This window comes from Spirosoma litoris (assembly GCF_054776755.1).
The window spans coordinates 39,041-57,534 of record NZ_BAAHBI010000002.1 but is presented as its reverse complement, the minus strand read 5'-3'; the positions used below and the strand labels follow the sequence as shown (position 1 = coordinate 57,534).

Here is an 18,494-nt window from a genome sequence, read left to right as displayed (position 1 = left end):
GCCCGTGATGCCTTAATATCTCATCTGCTAAAAGATTGCCCAATGAGTTCTATAGCATTTAGTGCCTTAGCTGATTACGACGATATACTGAGTAGTATACAGTCGCTAGCTAAAGCCAATAAAGAGTTTGGCGACGTTACTGTAGACGCAAATGAACGCGCTAAAAAGTCAATCGAAGAATTAAAGCAAACCGCTGTAGCTTATTATCAAATCGCTCAGACTAACGAAAAGCAAGCCGTTAGTATGCGGGATGATATTAATAAACTGGCGACTGCAAACCAAAACTACAATACAACTCTAAAGCAAAATCAATCCCTAGTCGATACCAACAATAAAGTTATCGACCAAATGCGGGAACGATTGGCGGTTCTATCAAAAGAGTACGACAATCTTGATTTAACGCAAAAAAAAGATATACAGCGGAAAAAGGAAATCGAACGGGAATTAACCCAGACGACCCGCGCCGTTAATGGTTTAAGTAAAGTAACTAACGAAGCCACTAAGGTTAGTAAAGCCGCCGAAGGCTCCTATAATGCCCTTGATAATGAATTGAAGCAAATGCGGGCAACTCTCAAAAGTATGCCCAATGCGTTTATAGAGGGAACAGGAGAAATCAATAAGCAGAATAAAGCCGCCGTTGAGTTGGCCGCAAAGATCGACCGGGCTAATGCTTCGTTGGTTCGGATGGATCAAATTCAAGGCCAATTTGGGCGCAATGTAGGCAACTACCCCAAAGGGGGCTTTCTAGGTAGCTTTGTGGGTGAATTAACAGGCCCAGCCGCCGAATTATTAACCGGGGCGGGCCTAGCGGCTGGAATTATCAAAATGGGTACGGCTATCGTATCCGTTCGGGCCGAATACGAGCTACTTGAAAAGCAACTTGAAACCACATTAGGCAATAAGGGGGTAGCCGCCGAAGCGCAACAGATTATTACCAATTTCGCCAATAAAACACCACACGAAATTGCGGATGTAACGTCAGCATTTAATCGCTTGGTTGATATTGGGATTGCTCCTACTGAAAAAGAGCTATTTCAACTCTCTAATGTTGCCCTAAGCAAAGGAAAAACGATTGAAGATTATGTAGAGCTTATAGCCGATGCCCAACAAAATCAATTCGACAGACTCGCAGAGTTTTCAATTAATGCGAAGAATAACGGCGAAACTGTAGACTTCACCTTTAAGGGGGTAACAACAACAGTTAAAAACACAACAACCGAGATTAATAAGTATCTCCTTAGTCTGGGAGACTTGCCCGGAATCGCTGGACAAACCGAAGCGGCTGGAAAAACGCTATCCGGCCAATGGTCAACGCTAGGTGATACGTTCAAGGGTATAGCTAATGAAATCGGTGAAATACTACAACCGGCTTTGCAATGGTTAATATCAACGACCCAACAGGCCGCAAGCGGCCTTTCTGAGTATCTGAAAGATTTACGGGCGGTAGCCGCCGAAAAAGAGCGAAGCGGAAACGACAAAACAGGTATTGTAGGTTCGTTTTTCCAAAGCGTCTTTAATCCACATCAATTTAATATTGATGCTACCGAAGCCGAAATAGCCGCCAACGAACGGGAAATAGAACGACAAAAAAAGGCGAAGGCTAATAACAAAACGGGCGAACCTCAAACCTATGAAGAATTTCAAAAGCAGTTAGAGGAACGCAATAAACGGGCCGACGAAATCCGTAAACGGCGGCTAGCGAGTGACAAAGCCAACAAGGAAGCAGATAAAAAACTTTCGGAAGCCCTCAATAAGTCAAAAGCCACAACCGGCGATAAGTTGGCCGACCTCAACAGCGACCAGCAAGGGGGCTTAATTAGTGAGCAAAAGTTTATCGAAGAACGCCTAAAAATCACCCTTGACGGTTTAGAAAAACGGGAAGCTATTCTAAAAAAAGCGGGAAAAACAGAAACCGAAGACTATATCAATATTCAGAAAGAAAAGAAAAAAGCGGATACGGAGTATAGTCGTTCACAACTGCAACTAGACTTAAAATCAAATAAGTCTACAACTGATAAATCACTAGCCGGTTTAGATCGACAACACAGCGAAGGCGACGTTTCAGACCTTAGTTATGTCGATAAACGGCATGAAATACTAGTAGCCGGAATAAAGCGCGATCAGACTACACTTAAAGAAGCCAGGCAAGAGCAAACGGAGCTATTTAAAGCTACTAACACAGCTTTAGAGCAAGAACAGTCTGACTACTTAGATAAGCGCCTTAGCGTTGAAAAGAAGGCTTGGAAGGATGCGCTACAACTTACTAAGGAAAATTTAAGCGCAATTGACCAACAAACGGCGGCTAACTACGAAACGGAGTTAAGCAAAATCCATAAGTTTTATAACGATCAGCGCAATGCAGTACAGTTGTCGGTTGCTCAGGGTAATCTATCAGAAAATGAGGGCAATCAACGATTATTCTTAATAGATCAGAGTGAACTAAAGGACGAACTAACGGCGTATCAACATTTTGTGGATAAAGCTAAGCAGCTTACCCATGAATTTATTGCCGACCGAATTGAGCAACTAAATAACTGGATAGCCTATTCAGGGGCTTCGGAAAAAGAATTAACCGAAGCCAGAATGCAGATAGCCGCGCTCGAAAAGTTACAGCGCGAAAGTGATGCCGAAGATGCTATAAACGTACAAAAAGCGGTTGCCGATAATGGTGTAGCGCAGTCTGATAAAGAGTACCAAGCTAAAAAACGGAATGCCGATAAGGAAAAGGCCGACCGTCAGGAGATTTTAGCGTTAGTTTCTAAGCCCGTAGACGGTGGGTTTAATATTCCAGGTTTGCAAGATAGCGCAACAGCTATAATGGCTATCTACAGCCAAATCAGCAACCATAAGGAGAAATTAGCCGCGCGGGATAAAATGACCGCCGAAGAACGTAAAGCCGATGAATTACAGGGCTTAAAGGATACAGCACAAGCAGCCGCAGCAATCGGGCTTTCTATTGTTAATACGTCTTACCAACTGCAACAACAACGAACAACCCAGCAATTAGCAGAAATCGACAAACGGGAAGCCTATGAGCTTGATAGTGTCGGGAATAATGAATCCGCTAAAGAGTTCATCAGAAAGAAATTTGATGCAGAACGTAAACAAGTCCAACGGCGACAGGCGGAAGCGGAAAAGCAGAGGGCTATGTATGAAATTGCTATTAATACAGCAGTTGCCGTCGTAAAGGCGTTGCCCAATATTCCGCTATCTATAATAGTTGGTGCGCTTGGGGCCGCGTCGTTGATTGCGACCGCAGCTCGACCGATACCACAATATTTCACCGGGAAAAATATCGACGGCATTACGAATGATAATTACGCCGGGCCAGCTTGGGTAGGCGATCAGGGCCGGGAATTATGGCAACATGACGGTAAACTAGATTTGGTTAACAAACCGTCTATATTAAACGTTGGGCGTAAAGATATAATCTACCCTAACGCAATGACCGAACACATGTTACAGGCCAATTCTATAGCTAATCAGGCATATTATCAATCTTTAGCAGGTAGACAGATTTCGCAAGGTAAAGAACAGTATCAGGCAAGGCAATTGTCTGGAGCTATCAATTGGGATAATTTTCCTATGAATCGTTTTACTGATGCTATTATCGAGGGAAATAAGAATTTACCGTATAATATGACCACATTTGACGAACATGGCGTACTGAATTGGTTTATAAAGGGAAGTCAAAGAGTTCTTGATCGAAATAAAAGGTTTAACAAGTAACACAAGCGGCCCGGTTTCTATATCCGGGCCGCTTTTTTGATCTAATAAGTTACTGTAACTTTACATTTATATCCTTTGGCCTGCAACTAATATTGGCAATAGCGTATTCGCCCGACGAAGATTCCTCTTTAAATAGCTTGTCGTTTATATATAACCGGACAAATATTTTTCCAGAATAGTTAGTGTTTTGGGCGCTGAAATTAATAAACTGATTGCCTTTTATTTGTAGCGTGCGCGACCATCTTACTGGAACTGATTTTTCCGCATCTGTTCCCCCGCTTCGGTTGGTATATCTTACATTACAATCCGAACAAGCCGTTTCATATCGAACGGTATACAGTGCATCGTCCTGCTCTTTCCTGATAGCTTCCCTAGTTTCTTGTGCTAGGTCGTTTTGATATATTACAAAAAGTAGAGCTACTCCAATTACTAAAGCAATTGAACTAAAAACCTTAGAGCCGTCACGAATGAAGCCAAGAATAATAAACGCGGCTAGAGCAATCAATACCATTGAAATAAGAAAGCGGGGTGTCCCGAACGCAACTATAGCAACCACTATGGCGATTATGCCAAATACACTAGATTGTTTTGGACTGGATTGATTCATAGGAAACTTAGGCAGATTGAGGTTTGGACAAATATAATTGTTACGCTAGCTCGAAAAATTCATGTAGATACATCAAATATGGAATTTATAGTTAAAGGTCAATTGAGCGCCTATAGGTAATTATTTTTAAACGCCTATAGGTAATCTAAAAATGCCCCTTTATTCCTCATATAGATCTATTTCAACTAACTATAACGCCTTTTGATCTAGGCAAAAACGCCTAGTATAATAGGTCTACAGATAGCTGATGGTAGGCAAAAATGCCGATGCTTCTTGTAGGTAGTTACACAAGCGGACTAAAAACATGTAGGTACACGTAATTACTAAACTAGGAGAAGCTTATCAGTATAATAGGCTTTAACCACAAGCTTGTGAAAGTTCAAAAATCTGATTAGGTTTAGTCATTCCTTTAATAGTAGTCTTCAAATAAATTTATATAAGCGTGGTTGCACTTAATGTATTTAATAACGTAGAGTTATTGCGTAACTCCTTGAGTAAAGCCGGTATTGGCTCGCTTAGAGCTTGGCGTAGTGACCCGGCTGGCTGGATTTGCTCAACACCCTATTTTGAGTTTGGAGAAGTTAGTGAACTAGGTATGCCTGATAACATTGCGCTTTATTTAGAATCAGAAGCGCAAAACTATGTTAGAATAGTAAAGTTGTGCATGAATCAACGAAACAAAGAGCATAAGGCAGATTCTTACGCATTTTATCTGCGTGTTGTTGATAGTTTGTTTCAATTGCTTGAACTCAACGTTCCAGAGGGAATAAATGCGTCAATGCAACTTCAGGAGAATTTCTCCTACGAAAATGAGCGATACAGTATTACTACATCAATGACCCCCGACCCTAGAACTGATTATTATAAACTTACGATTACAGCGAAGTAATAGATTACAGGCTTTCTGAGTTTATGCAAGCACACTAAAGTCGCGTAGGTACACAAAACTTTATGCCGTTTGATAAAGTCAGTTAAATAATAGACAGCTTAACCATTTAGTTAAGTTTGAGAAATATATCTTTGTGGTATTAAACCCCTAAATATGGAACAGATAATAGGTCAAAAAATCAAAGAAGCAAGATTGAAATCTGACTTAACCCAAAAAGAGCTTGGTGAACGACTGGGTATTTCCGAATCAGCCGTCAATAAACTTGAGAATCGAAAAACGCCACCCTCTGTTTCAACCCTTGAACGTATTGCAAAGGCAACGGGGAGTAAATTGGTGATTGAATTTCAGTAATATTTTTTTACTATAAAACTTGACAAAATGGTTAAGTTTGTATAATATTGTATTGTCAATCAGTTGATTGATGCGTCATAAAAAACCCCGCGCTAGACTTTCTCACGGCATAGCAACGGGGCGACGTTCACACATAACAGGTAGTTAATTATGAACACGGAGCAAAACTACGTGGGTAGGGGGGATAATGCAACCTCGTCTACACAAACGGCCCAAAACGACGGCCAAACCCCGCCTTCGGTTGACAATCGGCAACCGACACAATTAAGCCCCGCCTTTGTGGGCGATATGGCCGAAATTTCCCTATCTGTCTGGGAATTTGGCGACGGTAAGTTATCCGAAGCCGCGCTAGTTTATTGGGCGCTGGAGCAAAGCAAACAGACTTATCGAAAGCAGATAGCCGATGATAGTGCCGACTTTGAAGCCGCCGACTACAATCAGACCAAGTTACAGGAGATACAAAACACCTTATTCGACTCGGTTTGTCTCCTAGCGTCTAAATTATCTATGTCAGCAAACGGAATAAGTTACGACCATGAATGAGCTTATTCAAATTACTACCAATGAACAAGGTTTATCGGTAGTGTCGGCCCGCGAATTACACGCTTTTTTAGAGGTAAGAACCCGTTTTAACGATTGGATAAAAGCCCGAATTATTAAGTACAGCTTTCGGCAAGATACTGATTACGTAGAGGTTGAGAGTTTTACTGAATTTTCAGTAAAAGGGGGTAGGCCAGAAACAGAGTACGCCCTAACGCTGGATATGGCTAAGGAATTGGCTATGGTCGAAAATAACCATAAAGGACGCGAAGCCCGCCTATACTTTATTGAAAAGGAAAAGCAGTTACGGCAAGTTTTAACCAGTCCAACAACTGAACAGGTGCTTATTCAGCTAATCGGGCAAAGCAACCAACTGTTAGCGAATCAACAAAAAATGTTGGTTGACCAACAACAGGCAATTAACCAACTACGAGCCGATGTTAATACGATTATGTCGGGGTATCGACCGCCTAAGAATAGGTTAACCCCGCGACTAGTTGGCCCGCCAAAGAAAGCGGCTAACCCGTTGCGCCAACTCATTACCCGCAAGGTAAACGACTATTGCGCTATTCACGAAGCCGAGCAAAGCGAAACATACAGATACCTGTATAGGCGAATACACGAGTTCTACGGCATAGATGTTTATCGCCTTGTTCATCTTAGTAAACAAGAGTCGCATTTAGACGTACTGGAACGCTACGGACATTTAGAAAAGCTTTACGGCTTTATTATGTCGGAACTCCATTCCCCCGAAGAATAACAACTACCATGAACCTAAAAACGCTTCAACCTTTTGCGGTTGCCTTCTTATGGTTTGTGTTAGCCGTAACCAGTGTACGGGTAATTATTCATCGGAACGAAAACCGTAAAAGGTTGGGGCTAAAAAACTCTATTTATTATGAGTCAACAACCCAACCGGCAACCGGGGCTTATTGCAATTATTCGGCGTTTAGACGAATACGAAGAATGGAAACGGGCTGTTTTTATCCGAGATAGATTTACCTGTCAACATTGCGGGGCTAGAAATGGACGCAAACGAGTTATAGAAGCCGACCATATTAAAAGCCTATCGGAGCTTGTTTCTAAGTATGGTATTGTTTGCATCGAAACGGCGCTAAAATGTCCCGCCCTTTGGGATATAACGAACGGTCGCACTTTATGCCATTCGTGCCACGAAAAAACGGAAAGTTACCCCGTTAATTTTCGTGGAAAGGTAAAAGGAAAAAAGAAAGCAAAAGTTTAACTTTAATATCCGCTAGGCTATGTAAATGATTAGCCTAGCGTTTTTAAAATAATATGAAAAACAACATTTCGGAAGGCGCAATAAGAAAATCAGGTGTTTATCAGATTTTAAACATTGTCAATGGTAAATATTATATTGGTTCAACATACAAATTTAAGTACCGTATTAGAGATCACGAGCGTAAGCTAGAAAATGGCACGCACCCTAATAAGTACCTTAATTTAGCTTATAAGAAATACGGGCCCGATGCTTTTGAAGTTAATCTATTAGAATTAGTAGACTTAACTAATCAACCATACGATTTATTGACAGATACAGAGGATAAGTATATAAAATTATATAATGCCACAAACCGGATTTATGGTTACAATATGTCTGAGGTTGCAAAATCTCGCTTAGGTTCAAAGCTTGACGAAGAAACTAAAGCACGAATGAGAGGTAAGAAAATGCCCGCAAATCATCCATTTAGGGCTAAAAGATTTGGCGAAGCTCATCCAGCGGCAAAGTTGACTACTGAAATTGCTATAGAAATAAAGTTGATGCTCGCAAAGGGTTGTCGTATAGTGAATATAGCTAACTACTTTAACGTACCTCAATCCGATATTTTTAATATCAAGAATGGTGTTGCTTGGCAAATGACACTAATCACACAAGAGCAAATAGATAAATATAATGTACCTGATATTTCAACAAAAAAGCATTTTGAAGATCAGCGTGTTAAGTTAATAAAGTACTTAAGTTCTTTAGGTGAGTCACCTAGAGTTATTGCTGAATACTTTGATTACTCAGAAGCAACAGTCTTTCGTATAGGCAGAAATGAAACATACAGCCATATTCAATTATCAAATCAAGACTTTGAATTTTTTAACCAATCTATACCTCGCTCATTTTTAGACGAAGCTAAAGAGAGAGTTAGAATACGGGCGCATTTTAATAAAAGTAACGCCCAAAGAGAAACGAATAAATTTTCTGCATTAAGTGAACAAGATGTTATTTTGATTAAGGAATTGTTAAATGACAATCTTTCTATAAAGGAAATCGCCCAAAGATTTAATGTGTTTCAAGAGACCATTAGTAAAATCAGAAAAGGGCAACTTTGGGCTTTTGTTACAGGGTTTAATATGTCAAAGGAAGGTAAGATAGAAAAAAAACCTGTACCATTTGGGCAAAACTCTAAGTCTGCTAAACTGAATAATGAAAAGGTCTTAAAAATTAAAGAATCTATAGATAAAGGAGAAACATATGCCTCTATTGGGAGACAATTTGAGGTAGATTCAAGCCTTATAGGTTTAATCGCAAAGGGTAAGGCATGGTCGCATGTTACAGGGATTAATAGTTAATCCCCGCTATACCTATATTTCTTTGTTTTACTATAAATTTACTGCCATTCCCTTCTTACTACTGGCCCGTAAGAGTTGAGGGTACACCCATCAGGTACTTTTTCTTTTCACCCGCACCCTTTTTAGTTGCTGTAAAATCAATCTGTGACGCGGGTAGAACGCAAGTATCGTAAAGACAAATAACATGTTATTAAACCGCTTTAATTTTCTCGTCTGGAGCAACACACCGCCCGAAGCATCGCATTTGAGTCAACTACCGTTGGGCGGCAACGTGGGGCGCGTGTCGGCGGTCGTTGTTCTGATTCCAGGCGAGTTTTCTACGGTATACATCAATATTCCTTCGGGTCTGTTAATTGAAAATCCAACAATTAGTCTGGTTGCCGACAATGCCGCGTTGACGGTCGTATCGGCTAATGTTGGTAGCCTGACAACCGTAACGGTTCCGGGTCTTGCATCGCCCCAATACTACGCAAACATAAACCCGCCCGCTGGATTACGCGAAGAATACTATAGGCTTAAAATCGGTTCCGATAACTTTCCGTACTACTCAAATCGGGTTTGGTATCGGCCCATTAGTCAGCTTGCCGCTCAGGATACCAGTGCCGTTTTTTCGTTTCGTTCGGCTAGGAATCTGGCGAATATCCCCTACGAACTAGGCGATTTGATGAATTTCAGGCAGTCGATTCGCTTAAAATGCGTTGCCGCAAATCCGCAAAACGAATCGACAATTGAAAAATACGACGGCGTAGCAACAGGTAAGATTAGAACCGTGTCCATTAAGCAAAATCTGTTTCATAGTTTTACGGTCGAAAATGCCGATGCCATCGCGCATGAAGGCTTTGTTGCCATGCTTTCGCATAAGGATTTATTGGTTAATGGTAACAGGTTTTCGCTTAAAACTGGCTATCAAAGCGGAACCGATACCGCCCAACTGGCAACCGGCACGTTTGAATTGTGGGAAACTGAATTTGGTTTAGTGACCCGTTGTTAAGTACTTAGTACCTCTTTACCGCTTCGCTACCGGCCCGCGTTGCGCGTCCTGCTTTCCCCGACGCAAACACGCGCCCTAATGACTACATTTGACGATTTGGCCGACCGGGCCGGGATACTCAAAGCCATTTTAGAGCTATCCGACGCTAACCAAAATTACGGCAAGGTTGCTATTACAACCAACGAGAATATACGGCTTTCGCAGATCGAATTAATTAAAACGATTCAGGCGTATAAGGCTGAATTGATTGGCGTCAACACGGGACAAAAAGCCGGTCAAACGCAACTAGACCAGCTAAAAGATTCAGTTGTCAATACGACGACGGCCTACAAGAATCAGTCTACTGTTCTTACGCAAAATACGACCGTTATAGAGAGTAATAACCGGGTGTTAGATGCCATGAAGGCCCGGTTAATTGCTTTGCAGCAAGAGTACGAAAAGCTTGATCTAAGTCAGAAAAAAGACCTTAAGCGGAAAAAGGAAATCGAACAGGAGTTAACCCAAACGACGCGGGCGCTAAAGGGATTAACTACCGCAACTGAGACGACTACACGCGCCCAGAAAGCCGCCGAAGGCTCGACCGACGCCCTCCGAAAATCGACGCTGGATTTAAAAAATCAGCTTAATGCGTTGCCCGATGCCTACAATAAAGGTACGGGTAAGATTAATGAGCAAAACAAAGCCGCTGTAGCCCTCAACAAACAATATCAGGAGTCGATTGCACTGCTTAAGAAAATTGACGCTTCGCAAGGTGTTTATAACCGCAATGTCGGTAATTATCCCAAAGGCGGGGGTGGTATTGGCGGGGCGCTTGGCATGGTTGGCGAAGTTGCAGGGCTTGGTAGTTTGGCATCTGGAGCGGGAATAGCGGCTGTTGCCGTTCAGGCGACCGGCTACGTTTTAGAAGTAGGTCAACAATACGAAAAACTCAATTTATTAACCGAAAACGCCCTTAACAACAACAAGAAAGCAGCCGCCGAAGCTAGTAAATTGATTCGCGATTTTGCCGACCATAGCCCCGCCGACATTGAAACCGTTACCGAAGCCTTTAACCGGCTTGTCGATATTGGTATTATTCCGACTAAAGAGCAATTGACCGAATTATCGGACGTTGCGATAGCGAAGAATAAAACGATAATGGACTATGTAGAGGCCATTGCCGACGCCCAAATGGGCGAATTTGGGCGACTAAAGGAGTTTGGTATCAATGCCAGTAAGCAAGGGGACAAGGTAATTTTCACGTTTAAGGGGGTTCGTACTGAGGTTGAATATAGTAGTAAAGCTATTAGCGACTATTTGATAGGACTAGGCAAAGTAAACGGCGTAATGGGGGCGACGGATAAATTAGCGCAAAGCTTCGCCGGTCGTTGGTCAACTGTAAAAGATGGCTTTAAAGGGGTCGCGAATGACATTTTTCAGATTCTAATACCCGCCTTAACAGCTATGTTGGGTCTATTGGGTAAGGGTATTAGTTTACTATCAACCTACACTACGGGTCTAAGAGCACTCTACAACGCGGGCAGTCAAAAGGCGGGCTTTATTGGTGGCGCTTTGGCAGTTGGGGCGGGTTTGATTTCGTCTGATGTAGCTATGAGCGCCGGTAGGGCTGTACAGAGTCAACAAGCCGGGGCGGCTGGTACACCGGAAACGGATAAGTTACGCAAACAGGCCGAAGCTCAACAGAAAATTAATGACGCCAACCGCAAAAAAGCCGAAGCCGCCGAAAAAGCCGCGAAAGAAGCCGACAAAATTCTAAATCAGAACGTAGCTAATGCCAAAGCCGCCAACGATCAATTATTAGCCGCTAATGAGGCCGCTTATCAAGATGGACTAATATCAGAGCGCAAGTTTATCGAAGAACGGCAAAAAATCACCTTATCGGGCATTGCCGAACGACAAGCCCTATTAGCCAAAGCGGGCAAAAAGGAAACTGACGATTACAAAAAGCTATCGGCTGATAAGATCGAAGCCCAAACCCAATACAAACGGGATTCACTAAAGTTATCGCTTTCAGAATCCAAAGCCGACGCGGCCAACGCTATTGCCGGAATTGGGCGCGATAACCAGGACGGTAGTTTGTCAGATGCCGATTACGTCGAACGGAAACGTAGTATACTCGTTGCGTCGCTCAATGAGCAAAAGCAGATTTTAGTAGCAGCCGGTCAGGGTCAAAGTAAGCTCGCTCAGGAAATCGACAAGCAACTACTAGATGCCGATAGGGATTATTTTAAAGAGCGGTTAAAAGTTGCTACAGATGGCTGGAAAAAAGAGTTAGATGCGGCTAAAGACGGATTGACCGAAATCGACAAATCGACGGCGGCTAGTTACGAAGCCGAATTGGCTAAAATTGATGCGTTCTACGGCGAACAACGCGCCCAGGTAGAAATGAAGCGTCGGGGCGGCAAGTTGTCGGAGCCTGACGCCGAAAAACAAATGTACGCGATCAATATTTCTGAGTTGCAAGCCCAATTAAAAGCAACTCAAGCCGCGTATAACGACGATCAGACAGCAAGCGATATGCTAACGCTTGCGAAAATCTCGAATCTGGAGAAGTACAAACAATCGGCTATTCGTACCCCGAAAGAGATTGAAGCCGCCGACGCGCAAATAGCCGCCCTAAAAAAACAACGCGAACAGGATGCCGCCGACGATAAAAAGAAACTTGATAAAGAGGTTGCCGACAATGCCAAAAAACAAGCGACTGAAGAAGCTAATCACAGTATAGCCGAAATCGAACGTACCGAAAAACGGCGCAAGGCTATGGTTGATGTAGCTATGGAAATCGGTTCGACACTGGTAAATGGCTTATTCTCGATTGAGCAGCAAAACACCCAAAACAAGCTTACCCAACTCGATAAACAACAGCAGTACGAATTAGATGCGGTTGGGGATAATGAGTCAGCAAAGGCATTTATCCAAAAGAAATTCGATGCCGAACGTAAACAACTCCAGCACAAACAGGACATAGCCAACCGCGAACAGGCTTTGTTCAATGTCGGTGTTTCGACCGCTCAGGCAATTATGAAAACCTACGCTGAGTTCGGGTTTCCCTTCGGTACACCACTCGCTTTGTTACAGGGGGCACTAGGAGCCGTACAGGCGGGCGTAATCCTAGCAACGGCGTTACCGCAATACTTCGCGGGTAAGGGTATCGACGGGATAACGAATGATAACTACGCCGGTCCTGCTATCGCGGGGGAACGGGGCCGGGAATTATGGCAACATGACGGGCGTATAGACTTACTCGATAAGCCTAGTTTAATCAATGTAGGGCGTAATGATGTGATTTACCCGAACTGGTTAACCGAACAAATGTTAGAAGGTAATGCGATTGCGGACCGGGTTAACAGTCAGTCATTAGCCAGTCAACGAACCGACCAAAACCGCGAAGCCTACCAAGTTCGCCAGTATAGCCGCGCTATGTCGTTAGATGGTCGAACGATAAAGCAGATAGGTAACGTGTTGGCCGACGAAGTATCGAAGTTGCCGTTTAACTACAGCTACACCGACGCTAACGGGACCGCCGATTTTACTATCAAACAGAATCAGCGAATTATCGACCGCACAAAGAAGCATAGGCCGGGTAGATAGATTATTTTAGCATTTGCCAACTAAGAATATGCCCATCTTTGGCGTTTATTGTTGCTTCTGCCTTTTGGGGCACAATTCCGCCAAAAGAATTTGTACCGCGAAAGGTAGTAATAACATAAATTGTAGTGCTGTCATCACGAAACCGAGTCTCTACGTGTTCGTAGCTATCTGGGTTTTTCATTTCGGATTTTATCGCCTTTTCTAATTGTGCATGAGAACCATCGTAAGCCGAAAATAAACTCTCTACATGCTCCCTACGAATTTGTTTTTTGTCTTTTGGCGCTTCTAAGAAACTATTAACACCAATCACTATAACAACGATAATCATAAGTATTGCAATAATACCCATGCAACCCCCCGTTTTTGATGTAGAATTTTTGCTCATGTTACCGCTTTTTGCAGCTAATAACAACAAAAATGCCCGGCTATCAAAACCGGGCATTTTTTGCGTACTTTGTGGCTTCTGACTACCGGCCCGTCAGGATAAATTATATTATTCCTTCGGGCCGCTATGCTATTCCCTCGTTTAGAGTTTCGCTTATCTACAACAGTAGTCAGTCAGGGCGTTGCAACGCCGGTTACAGTCGTTATTGACGAACCGATAAAATGGGACTCGGTTAAAATAACCGCCGAACGCGACCCCGATACGCATGGTTTTAATTACCAGTACAGCGATGGCAAAGTACAGCTCGATTTTGCTTGCGAATCGGCGGCTAGTCTATTATCGGCCCAATACTACACTTACGGAAACGACGCAATCGTTAAGTTTTTGCTGGTTGATATTCAGGCGGGCGGCTTTGAAATCTTGCGTTATAGCGGCAAGATTGATTTCAACGACTGCACAATACAACCCGGTAAGGTTTCAGCCGACGTAATCGCTGACGATCTAAACGAGAAAATAAACGCGCGTTGGGATACGCCAGTTTCTATGATCGTTGCCAAGACACTCGACAATTTACCGATTACCCCGCCCTCACCTATCGAAATCGGTTTGCCAGGGCAAGCGTTAAAAGAATCCGGCTATTTTAAGCGCATTGGCCCATTTTCGGAGGAATCCGACTTTGACGGCCCGGAATACGTTGGTTACTATACGCTGTTTCCTAACCTTGTTGACCCCAACGGACAACCCAATAAGCCTACCGGCGCGATTGACCCAATTACGCAACAAGCCATACCAGCGCCCCCAGGCTTAGACAACCTGAACAGTAGTAGCGGCCAATTTTTAACGCCTAGCGGTACGGTTATTCCGGGAACAGCCGACGAAATACCGTTAGCTATCGCCTATGCAGCGGGTAGCTATAAGCTTAAATTCATTTGGTCGTTTCGCATTAATATTATCGCCTACAAAAAAGCCCTAACGATTGGCGGGGCTAAGTTTACGGGTTGGGTGATCGCGCCAATATTGGCAATTTTACGTCCAGGAGAAGCCGCCGAATTAATTCAATTAGCTCCAGTACAACAAGGCGAAGGCAATACCAACGAGATAGGCGAAAAGTCGTTTAATTGCGTTTACGACGGCTCGTTCGATGTACCCAAAGGGACAAAAATCTATCTGTACACGCAGATTCGCACGTTTATTAACTGTCGGAAATTAATCTTTCTGATAACAACCCTACAGGCTCAATTAGAAATAGAGCGAACGACACGGGCAGTTGATTCGACCGGCTATGCGTTTATGTTGCCTGACGCGCTAAAACACGTGTTCGGCGTCGTCAGTAACGCGCTAACGGGTGGAACGGGTAATATTGGCGGGTCGCTGATTTCAAAGGCATCACAGACCCAGGCGCAAGACGGCTACGGAACCGAATACGCCGTTAGTTCGGGCTATCAACTCCGAAATCTCAATACCAAGTCGCCTACGTTTACCCTAAAGCAACTCTATGGCGCTTTGTCAGCACACCACGTAGCGGGATTACTCTACCGGACCGACGCAAACGGCAATCATTCGGTTTTAGTAGAGGAAGGTAGCTGGTTTTATCGGGGCGGGCAAATTATGATTTTGGACGAAGTAGCGCAAGACGACGCTAAAGTGTTCGCCTACTCCGAAGTACCCAATAAGGACTTGCTGGTTAATAAAATCATTGTCGGCTACGAGAAATACCCCGAAACGGGGCCGGGCGTGTTGGATGAATTTAACACGGAACGGACGTATCAAACCCCTATCGTTACGAATCAGCAAACCAAAGAGATTAAGTGCCCGCTGATTGCAGCCGGTTCGGCAATCGAAGAAGCAAGGCGGCTAGGTATTCCCGAATACGACACAACCGGCAAGCTGATTGATAAGAGTAAAGAGGGCGGCACTTACGACGACGATGCGTTTATCTTGCACGTTGCACCTAAAAGTGAGTCGGGCGGCATAACCTTTACGGTTATTCCGTTCTTTGGCTTTCCCTACAAGCCCGGCCAACCAGCCGCTAAAACGATACAGTTGCCCGACAATGCCAAACCGCTAAAGGTTGGTGACACGATTATATTTTCAGGAACCGGAACGCCAAACGATGGCGTAGAATACTTAATCGGGTATGTATCGACAAACAGTCTAAATAAGTTAGTATATACGGTTTCTAACCTGTTGCCGATGGTTGAAGGGGCATTTTTTGGTAGCTGGAGCCTTAAAAACCAGCCGGTTCGTATTCGCACGAATGAGCGGTTAGATGTTTCGGGTATCGCTGACCCCTCGTCTACCTATAATCTCGAATTATCGCCGGTTCGGATGCTACGCCGTTGGGCCGCGTTTCTTAATTCTGGTTTTCGCTACAAACGAGCTACCGACGAGTTAAGAAACGTAGATTATAAAAACAACCGGGATATGGCAAGTCGCGTTAAGGATGGCTACGTGTTGCCCGGCGATACGGACAGGCAACTAGTCCGCGAAACCGGCGACATTGCATTAGGCGAATTTGAAGGGTTTACGAAACTATTTTCACCCGAAACCATTACGGCAACCGTCTATATGACGCCCGAACAGGTAGACGAATTGTTATTGGCCCTTCGCAATCTGCACCCGAACGAATCTAAAAACATGGGGTTCGTAACGATTAAAAACCCGGATGGCGACCTAGTAGACGCTTATCCTATGAAGATTTCATATAATCCAAATAGCGAAGTAGCGGAACTGACTTTACGCAAGAAATTTACGGAAAATACGAACGGAGGGCCAACCTGTTTAGATTACGCGGATTGGGTTTTTCATCAATTCGAGAACGATGTTACCGCAAACCCTGATTTATACCGCTTTTGTCGGTTTAGAGATTTTGCATAAGTGAATTGACAATTAACAATTTTAGTTTAATTTTGGCGTACTGGCTTAACTGCCAATATAAACTTCTGCTACCGGCCCGCTAGAAGTCGAATTTACACCTGTGTTTTCGACGGCTTCGCGTGGCAAATACTACACAATACGAGATCGTAGACGGCGATTTTGTTAATAGCGGAAAGGATAAGTTTAACAATGCGGTTAAACAACTTCCCACTGACTTAACAATCGTAAACGGGATTCTAACCCTTAAACTCTACAAGGGTGTTTCCTTAACCGTCGATCTAACCGACTATTTCCCAACCCGTACCGAAGTTGCCGACCAAATCCTACCCGGTTCCGGCTCTACGACCCAAGCGGGTTTACTCCAGTTAGCACACGACGACAATCCCGACGACTTGGCGAGTGAAACCAAGCCACTACCCGCAGCCGCCGTTGTGCGGATGATTGAGTCCTACTTAGGCATCGGGCCGACTACGCCTGTTTCGCTACTCGGACTATTCTATAGTTCCAGCGACCAAATCCTGACGGCGATCTTTAAAAAACTCCTGACGGGTTCGGCGGGTAATGCAGACGTTCAGGCGTTGTTATGTCAGTTTATTGCCAATTGCGGAAATATACCCAATCCAGGCAGTTACCCAACTGGCTTTAGTGAGATTCAGCATTTCCTTATTGTACCAAAAGGTGAAACCGTTGAGCCGTCTTACCGGATTCGATTAAATACGAATACGTGCGGAGACAATGGCAGTCAAGGTAGTATTTCAGGCTGGTGTGCTGACCTTAACCACAAGACAACCGCGCCATTTGTCCGTATCAAAATGGACGGCGATTTTATGGCTGACGTAATATGTACAACCGATCAGCCAGACGTTTTAGCTGACCTTAAGTCGCGGGGTCTTGTTCCGCAAGATCAAACATTTTGCCGGTGGGGATGGAATTACGCCAAGCCACTTTCGACAAACGATGGAGTTGCGCACTTATGGGAAATATTCGGCGGCACATCGGATACGAAAGCCACGTCGGACGTTGGAACGCCGGAAACAACCACATGCGGAGCGCCTACGCCCTTATTCGGCCCAACCGCCTACCGAAAGGCTCAATCTACCCCGTTATCGGTAACCGAAGGCGGGGTAGGTATTCAACTCGCTTTAGAGCGCAAATACTCGGATGGTTCATGGCAAGCGGTTAACGGCCTACTGGTTACGTGGTCGAATGTTGGTAATCCTTCGGGCGTTGGGGTCGATGCAGACGGCTTCTTTTCGGCTGGAGCTAATACGATTAGTGCCAACACAAACGTAGAGGTTCACGGAACCGTTAACGACGTTGTTGTTTCTTTCAATGTTCAGGTTCTTAATGCCGATTGTACCCGTCCAAGCGGATTAACAACCTATCAACTGGCCTGGAATTTCGTTCCACCGGGCGGCAATGCCCGACTGTTTACGACGCTGGCGGACGCAAACAACACGGTTGGCGCAAAACTCGACAATACAGCCCCAGGCACTATTTCCACGTTCGGCGTTAATATCGATTCGGTTGTAGTTGGCAAAACCGTCTATAATGGCGTTGGGACAAATTGCGAAGTCGTAGACGATAAGATTTACTACGTCTTTGCAAACGGATTAGTCGATAGTGTTAAGAAGGCGATTCGCGTACAAAACGGCGTAATCGTTGAAATACTGGCCTCTACCTATTCGACTTGCCCAGGATATGCGCGACTGACTGTCGATCAGTACAATGCAATGACGAAAATTTTCATTGGTGAATACGTTGATTTGGGTGTTTCCTACAATGGATTACCCAATGAAATACGGTCATTTGCAACCCGCGAGGAAGCTATATTTCATTCGTCACGCGACCGATTTAATGGTTCCCGTTACAATGAAGACGGCTTTTGTGTCTGCACATCGCTTACGTGTGAGATTGGCTCAACACTCTATAATAAGTCGGATCGTAGCCA

The 18,494-nt window shown here is 44.1% G+C and carries 13 protein-coding genes; 11 read left to right on the top strand and 2 right to left on the bottom strand.

What is annotated here, in order from left to right; genetic code table 11:
• The first annotated feature begins 42 nt into the window (after window positions 1-42).
• Window positions 43-3,729: a hypothetical protein gene (locus ACYVGR_RS01020; protein WP_460953190.1), complete on the top strand. Its 3,687-nt coding sequence runs from the start codon at window positions 43-45 to the stop codon at window positions 3,727-3,729.
• Between the two features lie 49 nt (window positions 3,730-3,778).
• On the opposite strand, the gene ACYVGR_RS01015 is transcribed toward ACYVGR_RS01020, so the two are convergent.
• Window positions 3,779-4,336, bottom strand: a complete 558-nt coding sequence (locus ACYVGR_RS01015) for a hypothetical protein (protein WP_460953188.1) — start codon at window positions 4,334-4,336, stop codon at window positions 3,779-3,781.
• Between the two features lie 442 nt (window positions 4,337-4,778).
• On the opposite strand from ACYVGR_RS01015, the gene ACYVGR_RS01010 reads away from it, so the two are divergent.
• The 8 genes from ACYVGR_RS01010 (at window position 4,779) to ACYVGR_RS00975 (ending at window position 13,281) form a co-directional block, all read left to right on the top strand.
• Complete coding sequence (locus tag ACYVGR_RS01010; protein WP_460953186.1) at window positions 4,779-5,225, top strand: hypothetical protein; 447 nt, start codon at window positions 4,779-4,781, stop codon at window positions 5,223-5,225.
• A 153-nt stretch (window positions 5,226-5,378) separates the two neighbouring features.
• Window positions 5,379-5,576, top strand: a complete 198-nt coding sequence (locus tag ACYVGR_RS01005; RefSeq protein WP_460953184.1) for a helix-turn-helix transcriptional regulator — start codon at window positions 5,379-5,381, stop codon at window positions 5,574-5,576.
• A gap of 150 nt (window positions 5,577-5,726) precedes the next feature.
• On the top strand, window positions 5,727-6,119 hold the full coding sequence (locus ACYVGR_RS01000) for a hypothetical protein (protein WP_460953182.1): 393 nt from the start codon (window positions 5,727-5,729) through the stop codon (window positions 6,117-6,119).
• Complete coding sequence (locus ACYVGR_RS00995) at window positions 6,112-6,876, top strand: antA/AntB antirepressor family protein (RefSeq protein ID WP_460953180.1); 765 nt, start codon at window positions 6,112-6,114, stop codon at window positions 6,874-6,876. The genes ACYVGR_RS01000 and ACYVGR_RS00995 overlap by 8 nt, the downstream gene beginning before the upstream one ends.
• A gap of 138 nt (window positions 6,877-7,014) precedes the next feature.
• Window positions 7,015-7,359, top strand: a complete 345-nt coding sequence (locus ACYVGR_RS00990; RefSeq protein ID WP_460953178.1) for an HNH endonuclease — start codon at window positions 7,015-7,017, stop codon at window positions 7,357-7,359.
• A 53-nt stretch (window positions 7,360-7,412) separates the two neighbouring features.
• Entirely contained in the window at window positions 7,413-8,699 is a 1,287-nt protein-coding gene (locus ACYVGR_RS00985) for a GIY-YIG nuclease family protein (RefSeq protein ID WP_460953176.1), read from the top strand.
• A 184-nt stretch (window positions 8,700-8,883) separates the two neighbouring features.
• Window positions 8,884-9,690: a hypothetical protein gene (locus tag ACYVGR_RS00980; RefSeq protein ID WP_460953175.1), complete on the top strand. Its 807-nt coding sequence runs from the start codon at window positions 8,884-8,886 to the stop codon at window positions 9,688-9,690.
• A 78-nt stretch (window positions 9,691-9,768) separates the two neighbouring features.
• On the top strand, window positions 9,769-13,281 hold the full coding sequence (locus tag ACYVGR_RS00975) for a hypothetical protein (RefSeq protein WP_460953173.1): 3,513 nt from the start codon (window positions 9,769-9,771) through the stop codon (window positions 13,279-13,281).
• A gap of 1 nt (window position 13,282) precedes the next feature.
• Here ACYVGR_RS00975 and ACYVGR_RS00970 read toward each other — a convergent pair whose 3' ends face one another.
• The gene (locus ACYVGR_RS00970; RefSeq protein ID WP_460953171.1) at window positions 13,283-13,723 is read right to left on the bottom strand and encodes a hypothetical protein; all 441 of its coding nucleotides are present in this window, start codon (window positions 13,721-13,723) and stop codon (window positions 13,283-13,285) included.
• A gap of 69 nt (window positions 13,724-13,792) precedes the next feature.
• Here ACYVGR_RS00970 and ACYVGR_RS00965 point away from each other — a divergent pair, with 69 nt between their 5' ends.
• Complete coding sequence (locus tag ACYVGR_RS00965; RefSeq protein WP_460953170.1) at window positions 13,793-16,543, top strand: hypothetical protein; 2,751 nt, start codon at window positions 13,793-13,795, stop codon at window positions 16,541-16,543.
• 119 nt (window positions 16,544-16,662) lie between these two features.
• The coding region (locus ACYVGR_RS00960) for a hypothetical protein (RefSeq protein ID WP_460953168.1) at window positions 16,663-18,494 on the top strand (1,832 nt) is incomplete at its 3' end.

What these genes read in the sequence shown, in the direction of transcription:
- ACYVGR_RS01015 (WP_460953188.1), bottom strand. Translation starts at nt 4,336, where the DNA reads ATGAATCAATCCAGTCCAAAACAATCTAGTGTATTTGGCATAATCGCC.
- ACYVGR_RS01000 (WP_460953182.1), top strand. Translation starts at nt 5,727, where the DNA reads ATGAACACGGAGCAAAACTACGTGGGTAGGGGGGATAATGCAACCTCG.
- ACYVGR_RS00975 (WP_460953173.1), top strand. Translation starts at nt 9,769, where the DNA reads ATGACTACATTTGACGATTTGGCCGACCGGGCCGGGATACTCAAAGCC.
- ACYVGR_RS00995 (WP_460953180.1), top strand. Translation starts at nt 6,112, where the DNA reads ATGAATGAGCTTATTCAAATTACTACCAATGAACAAGGTTTATCGGTA.
- ACYVGR_RS00965 (WP_460953170.1), top strand. Translation starts at nt 13,793, where the DNA reads ATGCTATTCCCTCGTTTAGAGTTTCGCTTATCTACAACAGTAGTCAGT.
- ACYVGR_RS01020 (WP_460953190.1), top strand. Translation starts at nt 43, where the DNA reads ATGAGTTCTATAGCATTTAGTGCCTTAGCTGATTACGACGATATACTG.
- ACYVGR_RS01005 (WP_460953184.1), top strand. Translation starts at nt 5,379, where the DNA reads ATGGAACAGATAATAGGTCAAAAAATCAAAGAAGCAAGATTGAAATCT.
- ACYVGR_RS00985 (WP_460953176.1), top strand. Translation starts at nt 7,413, where the DNA reads ATGAAAAACAACATTTCGGAAGGCGCAATAAGAAAATCAGGTGTTTAT.
- ACYVGR_RS00980 (WP_460953175.1), top strand. Translation starts at nt 8,884, where the DNA reads ATGTTATTAAACCGCTTTAATTTTCTCGTCTGGAGCAACACACCGCCC.
- ACYVGR_RS00990 (WP_460953178.1), top strand. Translation starts at nt 7,015, where the DNA reads ATGAGTCAACAACCCAACCGGCAACCGGGGCTTATTGCAATTATTCGG.
- ACYVGR_RS00970 (WP_460953171.1), bottom strand. Translation starts at nt 13,723, where the DNA reads ATGCCCGGTTTTGATAGCCGGGCATTTTTGTTGTTATTAGCTGCAAAA.